Source organism: Kordiimonas sp. SCSIO 12603 (assembly GCF_024398035.1).
In the GTDB taxonomy this organism is placed as follows: Bacteria; Pseudomonadota; Alphaproteobacteria; order Sphingomonadales; family Kordiimonadaceae; genus Kordiimonas.
The window spans coordinates 2324298-2337098 of sequence record NZ_CP073748.1 but is presented as its reverse complement, the minus strand read 5'-3'; the positions used below and the strand labels follow the sequence as shown (position 1 = coordinate 2337098).

15 protein-coding genes are annotated in these 12801 nt (G+C 45.9%); 7 read left to right on the top strand and 8 right to left on the bottom strand.

Features of this window, described 5'->3' with window-relative positions; all coding sequences use genetic code 11:
* Genes KFE96_RS10770 through rsmA form a run of 3 tightly spaced genes read left to right on the top strand, consistent with a single transcriptional unit; the run spans window position 1 to window position 3145 of the window.
* Entirely contained in the window at window positions 1-1278 is a 1278-nt protein-coding gene (locus KFE96_RS10770) for a peptidylprolyl isomerase (protein WP_255832601.1), read from the top strand.
* A 9-nt stretch (window positions 1279-1287) separates the two neighbouring features.
* Entirely contained in the window at window positions 1288-2298 is a 1011-nt protein-coding gene (gene pdxA / locus KFE96_RS10765; RefSeq protein WP_255832600.1) for a 4-hydroxythreonine-4-phosphate dehydrogenase PdxA, read from the top strand.
* Window positions 2291-3145, top strand: a complete 855-nt coding sequence (gene rsmA, locus KFE96_RS10760; RefSeq protein ID WP_255832599.1) for a 16S rRNA (adenine(1518)-N(6)/adenine(1519)-N(6))-dimethyltransferase RsmA — start codon at window positions 2291-2293, stop codon at window positions 3143-3145. The genes pdxA and rsmA overlap by 8 nt, the downstream gene beginning before the upstream one ends.
* 5 nt (window positions 3146-3150) lie before the next feature.
* Here the strand turns inward: rsmA and gmk are convergent, their stop codons facing one another.
* From gmk to fabD, 7 genes are all read right to left on the bottom strand, one after another.
* Window positions 3151-3822 (bottom strand): guanylate kinase, encoded by a 672-nt coding sequence (gmk, locus tag KFE96_RS10755; protein WP_247018950.1) that lies wholly within the window; start codon window positions 3820-3822, stop codon window positions 3151-3153.
* 12 nt (window positions 3823-3834) lie between these two features.
* Window positions 3835-4722: a YicC/YloC family endoribonuclease gene (locus KFE96_RS10750; protein ID WP_255832598.1), complete on the bottom strand. Its 888-nt coding sequence runs from the start codon at window positions 4720-4722 to the stop codon at window positions 3835-3837.
* A 38-nt stretch (window positions 4723-4760) separates the two neighbouring features.
* Entirely contained in the window at window positions 4761-5741 is a 981-nt protein-coding gene (mltG, locus tag KFE96_RS10745; protein WP_255832597.1) for an endolytic transglycosylase MltG, read from the bottom strand.
* Window positions 5742-5803: 62 nt separating this feature from the next.
* Entirely contained in the window at window positions 5804-7075 is a 1272-nt protein-coding gene (gene fabF, locus KFE96_RS10740) for a beta-ketoacyl-ACP synthase II (protein WP_247018945.1), read from the bottom strand.
* 111 nt (window positions 7076-7186) lie between these two features.
* Entirely contained in the window at window positions 7187-7420 is a 234-nt protein-coding gene (locus tag KFE96_RS10735) for an acyl carrier protein (RefSeq protein ID WP_247018940.1), read from the bottom strand.
* A gap of 187 nt (window positions 7421-7607) precedes the next feature.
* The gene (gene fabG, locus KFE96_RS10730; RefSeq protein ID WP_255832596.1) at window positions 7608-8345 is read right to left on the bottom strand and encodes a 3-oxoacyl-[acyl-carrier-protein] reductase; all 738 of its coding nucleotides are present in this window, start codon (window positions 8343-8345) and stop codon (window positions 7608-7610) included.
* 16 nt (window positions 8346-8361) lie between these two features.
* The gene (fabD, locus tag KFE96_RS10725) at window positions 8362-9300 is read right to left on the bottom strand and encodes an ACP S-malonyltransferase (RefSeq protein WP_255832595.1); all 939 of its coding nucleotides are present in this window, start codon (window positions 9298-9300) and stop codon (window positions 8362-8364) included.
* A 248-nt stretch (window positions 9301-9548) separates the two neighbouring features.
* Between fabD and rpsF the strand changes: the two genes are divergently transcribed.
* The 4 genes from rpsF (at window position 9549) to KFE96_RS10705 (ending at window position 12518) form a co-directional block, all read left to right on the top strand.
* Window positions 9549-9932 carry a 30S ribosomal protein S6 gene (gene rpsF, locus KFE96_RS10720; RefSeq protein ID WP_247018933.1) on the top strand — a complete coding sequence of 128 codons (384 nt, stop codon included), beginning with the start codon at window positions 9549-9551 and terminating at the stop codon, window positions 9930-9932.
* Entirely contained in the window at window positions 9932-10162 is a 231-nt protein-coding gene (rpsR, locus tag KFE96_RS10715; protein ID WP_247018931.1) for a 30S ribosomal protein S18, read from the top strand. The genes rpsF and rpsR overlap by 1 nt, the downstream gene beginning before the upstream one ends.
* Window positions 10163-10186: 24 nt before the next feature.
* Entirely contained in the window at window positions 10187-10789 is a 603-nt protein-coding gene (rplI, locus tag KFE96_RS10710; RefSeq protein WP_255832594.1) for a 50S ribosomal protein L9, read from the top strand.
* Window positions 10790-10991: 202 nt separating this feature from the next.
* The gene (locus KFE96_RS10705) at window positions 10992-12518 is read left to right on the top strand and encodes a replicative DNA helicase (protein ID WP_255832593.1); all 1527 of its coding nucleotides are present in this window, start codon (window positions 10992-10994) and stop codon (window positions 12516-12518) included.
* Here KFE96_RS10705 and KFE96_RS10700 read toward each other — a convergent pair whose 3' ends face one another.
* The gene (locus KFE96_RS10700) at window positions 12519-12764 is read right to left on the bottom strand and encodes a hypothetical protein (protein ID WP_255832592.1); all 246 of its coding nucleotides are present in this window, start codon (window positions 12762-12764) and stop codon (window positions 12519-12521) included.
* Window positions 12765-12801: the final 37 nt, after the last annotated feature.

Here is a 12801-nt window from a genome sequence, read left to right as displayed (position 1 = left end):
GTGATTAAAAAAACTAAAAAACTTGTAAAGAATACAGTTTTAGGAAGCGCAGTATGTGTGGCGCTGACCGTGGGAGTTTCCGCTCAACAAGCTGTGAATAGCATCGAAGTGTTAGTGAATGACGAACCTATTTCTTCATTTGATATTGATCAGCGTTTACGCTTGGTGATTGCGCTTTCTGGTGGGGTAAACACACAGGAAGAATTCCTTAAGGTGCGTGAACAAGTTCTAAGAACCATGATTGATGAACGCCTTCAACTTCAAGAGGCTGCAACAGTTGATCTTGTAATAGCTGCTGAACAATTGGATGACTTTTTTGCCCGCCGTGCCCAAGGCGTTGGCCAAACAGCAGATCAATTTGCTTCAGCGTTAACAAGTATTGGCTCCAGCAAACGCTCTATGCAAAAACAAATGGAAGCTGAAGTAGCATGGTCACAGCTCGTTGAAGGTCGCTTAGGCTCTTTCGTATCTGTATCAGATGAAGAGGTAGAAGCTCGTATTCAAAAAATTCGTGATAATCGAGGTAAATTTGAATATCGCCTAAATGAAATTGTTTTTGATGTAAACACCCCTGAACAGGAAGCCAGCATTAAATCAAATGCCGAGCAAATTGTTGAACGCCTTCGCGCAGGCGCTAAATTTGATGAAATAGCAAAACAACTTTCCAGTTCACCTTCCGCGGCTGTTGGTGGTGATCTTGGCTGGATAACGGTCGATAGCATGAACGATGACTATGCCGGCATCGTTGAAGGTTTAGACGTTGGGAAAATTTCTGATCCTGTTAGAACGGCTGGCGGTTTTGCCATTCTTGGTCTCGGTGATCGTCGTCGTGTTTTAGTGGCCGACCCTCTTGATACAGAAGTAGATATTCGGCAGTTACACCTTTCTACTGAAAAAGTCGCAGATACAGCGCTTGCAACTCAGTTTGAAACTACAGTACAAAACCTCCACACAGGAACGGTTGATTGCGCTAGTATAGACACAATTGCTTCTACAGCTGGCGCTGATGGACGTGTTGAAATTGGTGCGCTTCGTCTGCGTGCTTTACAGGGTGAAATCCGTACTAAAGTTGAAGTTCTGGATGCTGGCGGTGCCACTGATATGATAAAAATGGATGATGGCTGGCGTGTACTTGTCGTTTGCGACAAGAGAGCACCTCAAGTTCAGGAACCCGATTTTGATCAAATCATGAATCAAATTGAGCAACAACGCCTAGCAATGATGGGTCGTCGTTATCTTCGTGACCTTAGACGCGACGCCATTATTGATTACCGCTAATAAATCTAGATGAAAACAACTCAACAACATAAACCGCTTGCTATAACCATGGGCGAGCCTTCAGGTGTTGGCCCTGAGTTAATTGCTCGCATATGGGAAAAACGGCGAGATAACAAACTCTTGCCTTTTTGTATGATTGGTTCACCAGACGCGATATCAAAAGCCTCCAAAACGACACCTATCGAAGTTATTGACGATATATCTAAGGCCGGTGATGTTTTCGAAAGCGCGCTTCCTGTACTCAATATTGATACAACTGCACCAATAAAGCTTGGGGAACTTAATCCCTCTAACGGTCAAGCAGTTATAAACTCTATTGAACTAGCTACAGAATTGGCGCTTTCAAATAAGGTGTCCGGTATTGTTACGGCTCCCATTCATAAAGCTGCGTTATATAGCGCAGGCTTTGACGCCCCAGGGCATACCGAATTTCTCGCCCGTCTTTCGGGTAAAAAAGATGATCATTCGGTTATGATGCTCGCGGCACATGATTTACGTGTCGTACCTGTGACCATTCACATTCCCCTTAAGGACGTAGCTAAACAGCTGACAGCTGATAAGATAGTACATGTGGGGCTAGTCACCGCCCAAGATTTAAAATACCGCTTTGGTATTGAGCAGCCAAGAATAGCGATTGCGGGCCTTAACCCGCACGCTGGTGAAAACGGCACTATAGGGATGGAAGAGGCAACCCACATCATGCCTGCCATATGGGAACTTAGAGATCACGGCGTTGACGTGAGTGATCCACTCCCAGCAGATACCCTCTTCCACGCTGAAGCTCGTTCCAAGTATGACGCTGTTCTTTGTATGTACCATGATCAAGCTCTCATTCCGATCAAGACCGTAGATTTCTGGGGCGGTGTGAATATAACACTGGGTTTACCTTTCATCCGCACATCACCAGATCACGGGACTGCACTTGAATTAGCTGGAAAAAATATAGCTCGGATTGATAGTATGCTCGCGGCAATTAAAATGGCGGAAGAAATGGCTGCAAGGCAATTGAATCATGACTGATACACTCCCTCCGCTCCGTGAAGTTATCAATGAATTTGATCTGCGTGCCAAAAAGTCTTTCGGCCAAAACTTTCTTTTGGATCTAAACCTGACAGGTAAGATTGCAAGAATTGCAGGGGACCTATCAGATAGCGTTGTTTATGAGGTAGGACCGGGCCCAGGCGGCCTCACTCGAGGGCTACTCGCAAACGGCGCTAAGCGTGTTGTCGCTGTTGAAATGGATAAACGCTGTCTACCTGCGCTTGCGGAAGTTTCGGCAGCCTATGATGGTGCCCTTAAGGTCATTGAAGGCGATGCAATGGAGATGGATGAATTCGCGCTTCTTGCTCCAAAAGAAGGCGAAATCGCGCGCATTGCATCCAACCTGCCCTATAACGTTGGAACACTTCTTTTCATCAAATGGCTAACCGTTGATGAATGGAAACCATGGTATGCTTCACTAACGCTGATGTTCCAAAAAGAAGTAGCAGAGCGAATTGTTGCTCAGCCAAACACAAAAGCTTATGGAAGGCTTTCAGTACTGGCGCAGTGGCGAGGCAAAGTGAAAATTGCAATGAATGTACCCGCAGCTGCCTTTACACCACCACCAAAGGTCGCTAGTGCCATTATTCATTTCGAACCAACAGAACCAATGGATAGTACGGTAAAACTCGCGCATTTGGAAAAAGTGGTTGAAAAAGCCTTCGGGCAACGCCGTAAGATGCTTCGTGCCAGCATGAAAGGCTTGGATGTAGATGTGGCTGAACTATTAAATGCTGCAGGTATTGAAGAAACACGAAGAGCAGAAACTGTTTCTGTTGAGGAATTTGTATGGCTAGCGCGCATATACGGCGAAATGCGCGCCTAATTCATCTATTCTGCAGCTGTATCAGAAGATCCCATACGTTCCTCCATCAAGCTTCTAACGAACTCGGACATACCCGGGCGACGCTCACGGCGGTATCTTTCCGCTCGGATAATAGCTTTCAGGTCTTCGTATGTTTGTTCAAGGTCATCATTAACCAGTACATAATCATATTCTGCCCAGTGGCTGATTTCGCTTTCGGCTTGCTCCATGCGTTTAGCAACGGTTTCTTCGCTATCCTGACCACGAGCTTTAAGACGTTTTTCCAAAGCTGCAATAGATGGCGGAAGAATAAAAATACGCACCAAATCAATAGCACGAGAGCTGGACATCAACTGCTGAGTACCCTGCCAATCGATGTCAAAAATAACATCGCGGCCTTCCTGTAGCGCCTCTGTCACAGGGCCACGAGGTGTGCCATAGCGATTTCCGAAAACGATTGCATGTTCAAGAAGTTCATTGTTCTCAATCATATCCTGAAAGCGTTCGTGGGTTACAAAATAATAGTCTTTACCGTGTTCTTCACCTGGGCGGGCTTCTCGCGTTGTTGCCGAAACAGACATAGTCATGTCACCGTCTTCTGCAAGCAACCGGCGTGTAAGCGTTGTTTTCCCCGCGCCCGATGGTGAAGACAATACGAGCATTAACCCGCGGCGTTTATTGATAAATTGTTGTGGCATCCCTGACCCTATTTATTCAATATTTTGAATTTGTTCACGGAACTGATCTATCACAGTTTTCAGATCAATACCTACTTTTGTTAGCTTTGCATCCCCAGATTTAGAACAAAGAGTATTGGTTTCACGATTAAATTCCTGACATAGAAAATCGAGTCGGCGCCCTACAGGCTTGCTTTCCTTGAGAAGTGTTCGCGCTTCATCAATGTGACTTTCAAGCCTGTCTATTTCTTCCTGAATATCAGCCTTTACGGCGATAACCGCAATTTCCTGAGCTAAACGTTCTTCAGAAATAGGCTTATCAGTACCGGTTAACTTTTCAAGTTGCGCTTTAAAACGTTCATTCATGGCAATCACGCGATCGCCAGACATAGCTTTAACACTATCTTTCAAGCGCTCAATTTCATCCATCTGAGCTTCAAGGAATTCAGCCATACGTGCGCCTTCGTCTGCACGGCTAGCCTTCAGTTCTTCAAGCGTTTCAATCAAGCTCACCTTAAGTTCTTTTTCCAGAACCTTCCTGTCATCTTCCCAGAGCTCTTTGCTTGTTAGGTCAACAACACCTTTAATCGCGAGCAATCCGTCTAAAGAAGCCGGGTTAATTCCATCTTCGTTTGCATATTTCCCAGCAACTGAAAGAAGTGTTTTAAGCCGGTCCTCATTTACAACAAAAGCACCATCGTTATCTTCTGCCTCAACAGACAGAGATACAAAAACTGACCCCCTCGTTAAATGTTGGCCAACAATCTTTTTTGCTTCTAAATCAAAACCATCAAGAAAGCTTGGAAAGCGCATACGCACATCAAGCCCTTTATTATTTACGCTTTTGATTTCAAGGTTCCATGTATGCCCTACGGCAGCCCCTGCCCCTCTGGCAAAGCCTGTCATGCTGTTAAGTGGCATGTTTATCCCTTCAGTTGTTTTGCAAGCTGCAATATTCCCTAGCTCTTGCTATCTCTTATTTTTCGCCATTTGGCTACATTTTTATTATGTTCTTTAAGCGTGACCGCGAAAGCATGCCCCCCTGTGCCGTCAGCCACAAAATATAAATATGGTACCTTCGCAGGATTAAGAACCGCGCGGATAGAGGCTTCCCCTGGGTTAGCAATAGGGGTTGGAGGAAGACCATTTATTCTATGGGTATTATAATCGGAATACTGTTTGATATCGCTACGCAGCAGCTGTCGCCCCAGAGGCAATCCTCCCGTTAGTCCATAAATCACCGTTGGATCAGAACGCAGTCGCATTCCCTTTTTGAGTCGATTATGAAAAACAGCCGCAACCAGCTCCCGCTCGCCCTTTTGGCCCGTTTCTTTCTCAACAATAGAAGCTAGATTTAACGCCTCTTCAGGTGATTTGAGTTGAACCGCGGGATCTCTGTTCTCCCAGAGCTCCAGTAACAATTCGCGCTGCTTTGATTGCATACGATTTACAATCTTTTCAGCACTATCACCCCGTTCATAAAAATAGGTTTCCGGATGTAAACTGCCCTCGACAACTTCTGGAAAAAAACCTTCAATCCAGGGAGTTTCGGAAAAAAGCTTTTCAACTTCAGCAACCGAAGAACCTTCAGGAATTCTCAACCGTCTTGTATATGTCTTGCCAGATTGAATGATTGACAGTGTATTTTTCAGAGCACTGCCAGCTGGAATTAAGAACTCTCCAGCTTTCAGTGATCGTGCCAATCCAAGCTGATTGACAGCAAAAAGAAATTGCCAACGTTCTTCAACAAGCCCTGCTCGTTCAGCCTGCGCGGCAATAGCTAAACTGCCCTTCCCTGCAGGAATATAAAAATAGCTTTCCGTCTGGGTACTTGCAGGCCGTGCGAGAATCGCACCAGATAGGCCAGTAAAAAGCCCATAAGCCACTAGTACCAATCCTGCCGCCCAGATGAGCATATAAAAAAATCGGTTCAGAAACATACTGTTACCTTATCAGGTAAAAGACAGTCCCTAAACCGATCTTTAAATTTTTAGACGATTAATTAATCGCCGTTGTATTCACGCATCACGAGAGAAGCGTTAGTACCGCCGAAACCAAAGGAATTGGAAAGCGCAGCTTTTACGTCGCGCTCTTGTGCTTCATGAGCCACAAGGTCAATACCAGTACAGCTTTCTGAAGGGTTATCCAAATTCAAGGTTGGTGGCACAATATTTTCATTGATCGCTTTGATACAGAAAATAGCTTCAACAGCACCAGCTGCACCAAGGAGGTGGCCGATAGAAGATTTTGTTGAAGACATAGCAATATTGCCAGCATGCTCACCAAGCAGACGCTTCACTGCACCAAATTCAATCTCATCACCAAGTGGCGTGGATGTGCCGTGTGCATTTATGTAACCAAGCTCTTCAACACCAAAGCCAGCGCGCTTCATAGCAGCCTGCATGGAACGGAAACCACCGTTACCATCCGGTGCTGGTGCAGTTACGTGATAGCCATCACCCGACATACCGTAACCAACAACTTCAGCGTAAATCTTCGCGCCACGTGCTTTAGCATGCTCAAGCTCTTCAAGAACAACGACACCTGAACCTTCACCCATAACGAAACCGTCACGGCCTTCATCCCACGGACGAGACGCAGCAGCTGGTGTATCGTTATATTTCTTAGAAAGCGCACGTGCCTGGCTGAAGCCGGCCATCCCAATTTCACAAATTGATGCTTCTGCACCACCTGCAACCATCACATCTGCATCATCAAGTGCGATGAGACGTGCAGCATCACCAATAGAGTGAGCACCAGTAGAACAAGCTGTTACAGCTGCATGGTTTGGTCCTTTGAAACCGTACTTAATAGATACGTTACCGGACGCAAGGTTAATAATAGAGCCAGCAATAAAGTGAGGACTTACACGGCGGATACCTTTTTCTTTCAGAACAAGAGATGTATCCGAAATCCATTTAAGGCCGCCAATACCAGCACCAATCATCACACCTGTACGAAGGCACTCTTCTTCGCCTGGCTCTTCCCATCCAGCATCCCGGACAGCCTGTATCGCGGCCGCCATGCCGAATACAATAAAGTTATCAACGCGCTTCTGATCTTTTGGAGACATCCAATCATCAGGATTAAATGTATCGTTTGAACCGTCACCCAGCGTTACTTCGCAGGCAACTTTACAAGGATAATCAGTTGCGTCGAACAAACTAATATTGCCCGCGCCTGATTGACCTTCAATCAACCGTTTCCAAGTTCCGTCAACACTGCTTGCCAGCGGTGACACCATACCCAATCCGGTTACAACAACTCGTCTCATGGAGCGATCCTTATTCTATCATTCAGCCCGTAAACTGACAGAAAAGTAAAAAGGGCAACAGCCTAACCTAAACTGGCCAAGCTGTTGCCCGTGCTGAAATCCAGTCCCAGCTTAGGAATTCGCGCTAATAAACTCGATAGCGTCTTTTACAGTCTGAATTTTTTCAGCTGCATCGTCTGGAATCTCGATACCAAACTCTTCTTCGAACGCCATCACCAGCTCAACAGTGTCCAGGCTATCTGCGCCAAGGTCATCAATAAAACTAGCAGTGTCGGTTACTTTATCGTCTTCTACACCTAGGTGCTCGACTACAATTTTTTTCACCTTATCGGCAATATCGCTCATTGCTCTTTTCCTCGTTCTTAACACTGATTAATAGGGGTTATTAACCCTTGAGTAAAACCCCACATATCACATAGTCATTCATTAAAAAATATATAAAACCATGTGCATCGGGGTGCTCGTAACATAGTTTCAACTGTTTGAGAAGCCTATGTTACGAAAATATGGTCTGCAAAATTGCAAACCACGGTTAAATCATTGCCAAACCGCCATTTACATGGAGAGTTTGACCGTTCACATATTTGGCCTCATTACTTGCAAGATACAAGACCGCAGATGCAATATCTTCTGGTGTGCCCAGTTCACCTGATGGAATTCCAGCTGTAATGGCACCTTTTTGCTCGTCTGTCAGCACATCAGTCATTGGCGTAGCAATAAACCCTGGAGCTACACAGTTCACAGTAATGCCGCGAGAGGCAACTTCCTGCGCCATAGATTTGGAAAGGCCAATCATACCAGCTTTTGACGCACAATAGTTCGCCTGCCCTGGATTACCTGTAACACCAACTACAGAAGTAATGTTAACCATACGGCCCCAGCGAGATTTCATCATGCCGCGCATCACGCCCTTCATAAGGCGGAATGAACTTTCGAGATTCACCTGCATTACAGAATCCCAATCTTCATCCTTCATACGCATCGCGAGGTTATCTTTTGTGATACCTGCATTATTTACAAGAATGTCGACGCCCCCCATTGCAGCAGCTGCATCTTTTGCCAACTGGTCAACGCTCTCTCGGTCTGAAAGGTTTGCTGCGATTACATGAACACGCTCACCAAGCTCGTTTGCCAGATTCTGAAGTTTTTCGGCACGAGTACCGGAAACTACAACTTCAGCGCCAGCAGCGTGAAGCATTTTAGCAATCGAGGCACCAATACCGCCTGTTGCGCCAGTTACCAGTGCTTTTTTACCCGTTAAATCAAACATGAATATTCCCTATAGTCTAAAGAGCGCTTGTAAACGCTTCAATATCTGCTGGTTCCTGAATATTAGCAGTAGACAGCGAACGATCAATACGGCGCGCTAGCCCCGACAGAACTTTTCCTGCACCAATTTCAACCATCGTGTCGATACCAAGTGACGACATTGAGGCAACGCTCTCACGCCAACGAACAGAACCGGTAACCTGCTCAACAAGAAGATTAGCGATTCCCTCAGGTTCGCTCACTGGAGCGGCCAATACGTTAGCAATCACCGGAACGCATGGACGTTGAATGGTTACTTCAGCAAGCGCAGCTTTCATTTCATCAGCTGCTGGTTTCATAAGGGGGCAATGGAATGGCGCTGATACAGGAAGAAGCATACCACGCTTTGCGCCTTTTTCCTTTGCAAGCTCAATTGCGCGTTCAACAGCAGATTTATGGCCTGATACGACAACTTGTCCATCAGCATTATCATTTGCCGATACAACAACCTCACCTTGGCTCGCAGCCTCTACAACAGCGTTTACGTCTTCCATTGAAAGACCAAGAATAGCAGCCATAGCGCCCTCGCCTACAGGTACCGCACGCTGCATTGCTTGACCACGAAGCTTTAATAGACGCGCCGTATCAGCAATTGAGAATGCACCAGCTGCTGCTAGCGCCGAATATTCTCCAAGAGAATGGCCTGCAACGTGGCTTGCAACTTCAGCCACTTTCACGCCGCCATCTTCCAATGTGCGAATAACGGCCATAGAAACAGCCATCAACGCTGGTTGAGTGTTTTCTGTAAGACGTAATTCGTCTTCTGGGCCTTCCCACATGATCTTTGATAGATCTTGCGAAAGCGCATCATTTACTTCTTCAAATACCAAACGTGCAGGCTCATAAGCCTCAGCAAGGGATTTTCCCATGCCTACAAACTGACTTCCTTGACCAGGAAATACGAGTGCTCGGGTCATTTTGTCCTCCAAAAGCCTCAAACTTTAAATGGCGGTTTGGCATAGGCCGTAAGGTAAAGGCAAGCATTTAACGTAAAATATTTATGCATAGCTAGCTTTCACTTGCTTTTCCGCCACAGCAGCGTTATAGAGGCGCGTCTTATTCACGGACCTAGTTCATAAGGTACCAGAGAATACAGATTTTTGAAGCGAGCTGGAGGCTCCTTTACCATGGTGGTGGGAGAGCGATCAGCACATAGGAGTTAAACATGGCTTTATACGAGCATGTTTTCATTGCACGCCAAGACATTAGCGCGTCGCAAGTGGAAAGCATTACTGCTGACTTCTCTAAGATTATCGAAGAGAACGAAGGCAAAATCGCTAAGAGCGAGTACTGGGGTCTTAAGAACCTAGCCTACAAAATCAAAAAGAATCGCAAAGGTCACTATGTTCTTTTGAACATCGACGCACCACACGCAGCTGTAGCTGAGATGGAGCGTCAGGCGCGCCTACACGAAGATGTAATGCGTTTCATGACAATTCGCGTTGAAGAGCTTGAGGAAGGTCAATCGATCGTTCTTCGCTCTAAAGCAGACAAAGACAACCGTCGCCCACGTGGTGAAGGCCGTGGTCCAAAAAGGGAGTCTAACTAATGGCTGCTCGTCGTCCATTCTTCCGTCGTCGTAAAACTTGCCCGTTTTCTGGCGAAAATGCACCAAAAATTGATTACAAAGACGTAAAGCTGCTTCAGAAGTATGTTTCTGAGCGTGGTAAAATCGTTCCTAGCCGTATCACTGCTGTATCTGCAAAGAAACAACGTGAGCTAGCGAAAGCGATCAAGCGCGCACGTAACATCGCTCTGTTGCCTTTCATCGTTCAATAATCGCTCACGCAAAGGAGTCCTAAAATGGAAGTTATCCTACTAGAACGCGTTGCGAAACTCGGCCAGATGGGCGATGTTGTAAGCGTAAAAGACGGCTTTGCTCGTAACTTCCTGTTGCCACAGAAGAAAGCTCTTCGTGCAACAGAAGCTAACAAAGCTGCATTCGAAGCAGACCGTGCACGCCTAGAAGCTGAAAACCTAGAGCGCAAAACTGAAGCTGAAGCAGTAGCTGCTAAGATCGCTGATCTTAAAGTTATCATGATCCGCTCTGCTGGTGAAAGTGGTCAGCTATACGGTTCTGTATCTTCACGTGATATCGCTGAAGCTGTTGCTGAAGCAGGTGTTAAGGTTTCCCGTAACCAAGTTGTTCTTGATCGCGCGATTAAAACTCTTGGTCTACACGACGTTGTTCTTTCACTTCACCCTGAAGTATCTGTAACTGTTGTTGTGAACATTGCACGCTCTGCTGAAGAAGCTGAGATGCAGTTCGAAACAGGTGCAGCTGTTACTTCAAACACTGAAGAAGAAGATTTCGACGCTGAAGCTGAATTCGCTGCTGAAGAAGAAACTGAAGTTTCTGAAGAAACAGCTGAAGAAGCTGCAGAAGAAGAAGCTACCGAAGAGTAATTCTTCTTATTATATCTATTATGAGAAGGCGGCCTTTTGGTCGCCTTTTCTTTTATATGCGTCCAGAACGTAACTTATCCCCACAGTTATCCACCTGTGGAAAAAACAACATGCAAAAAGTGCACAAAAGAGTTGCGCTGATCAGCAATCCAATTATGTTGGCACGCCTGTTTGAGACCCTCAACGTTGGAAGGTAAGCCCGATGGAAGCACTAATTGGCGATGTAGCAAACGATACAGAGCACAATGATGAGCTTAATTACCGTCAGGCGCCTCATAACCTTGAAGCAGAACAAGCACTTCTTGGTTCAATTCTCGTAAACAACGAAGCTGCGCAAAAAGTACAAGGCTTTCTCGAACCTGAACACTTCTTTGAACCTGTTCATGCGCGCATTTACGAATCCGTTCTTAAGTTGATGGATAAAAACCAGATTGCTGACCCTGTTAAGCTAAAACCCTATTTTGATAATGATGAAGCGCTTACTGATGTAGGCGGTGCCCAGTATTTGGTGCGCCTCGCAGCATCTGCAGCAACCATCATTAATGCTGAAGATTACGGTCGTACCATCTATGATTTGGCAATGCGCCGCGCGCTTATTCAGATCGGGGAGCGGATGGTAAACGATGCGTACGATGCACCCGTTGACGCTGAAGCCGCAGAGCAGATTTCAGACGCTGAAAAACAGCTGTTTGATCTTGCAGAAATGGGCCAGGCGGAAACGGGTGCTCAGTCGTTCTCAAAAGCTGTGCGCGTTGCTGTAGAAAATATTGAAAGCGCCTACAAAGATCCGGATAGCCTATCTGGTGTAACAACGGGTCTTACCCAACTTAACGACAAAATCGGCGGTCTTCACAATTCTGACCTTGTGATTCTTGCTGGTCGCCCTGCGATGGGTAAAACATCGCTTGCAACGAATATCGCCTATAACGCAGCTGAGCGCTATATGCAGGATAAAGAAGCAGGGAATGAAGATAAATCAAAAGGCGCCGTAGTGTGTTTCTACAGCTTGGAGATGTCAGCCGATCAGCTTGCCGCACGTATTCTATCGGACGTATCTAACCGTCACTATGACGGACCAGACCCTATCCAGTCTCACCAAATGCGTCAGGGTAATCTTGATGAAGGTCAGTTTGAAGCAATTGCACGCGCCGCTATGATCTTGGAAGATCTACCACTCTTTATTGACGATACCCCTGCTCTTACCATTGCTGGTTTGCGTACACGTTCACGCCGCCTGAAACGTCAACATAATCTAGGGCTGATTGTAGTCGATTATCTACAGCTACTTCGGGGTAGTAATAAAGGTGGCAGTGAAAACCGTGTGCAGGAAATTTCTGAAATTACACGTGGTCTCAAAGGCTTAGCAAAAGAACTTCATGTTCCTGTAATCGCGCTTTCACAGCTTAGCCGTACCGTGGAGCAACGCGAGAACAAACGTCCGATGCTCTCTGACCTTCGGGAATCTGGTTCGATTGAGCAGGATGCGGATATGGTGATGTTCGTATTCCGTGAGGAATACTATAAAGAAAAAGATGAACCTTCTCAGGCAGATCAGGAAAAACACCTAGCGTGGCAAGCAGAAATGGAAGCGCTATACGGCAAGGCAGAGCTTGTTATTGGTAAGCAGCGTCACGGCCCCGTAGGGACCGTGCATTTGGCCTTCGATAAATCATCAACTCGCTTTAGCGACCTCGTTGAAGATGATCATCTACCTGATCGTTTTGAATAATTAATCGCAAGTGATAACGGTTTCAGAACCATCATCATGGGTAACTGTGATTGTTTGTCCTTCATTGCACTGAATTTCTTTACCTTTAAAGTGCACATTGGAATTTGAATACCAACCTTTATTATCTGAAGAGTAACGAACTTTCACACTGGTACCATCACTGCTGTCACCACCAGATGATGTTAGCGCAGCAATAATGATAGCAACGACAATCGCGCCACCGAAAATTATATTTCTATTTTCCATTTTTCTTTCCTCGCATTTGCTTAACGCAAAGGGCTTC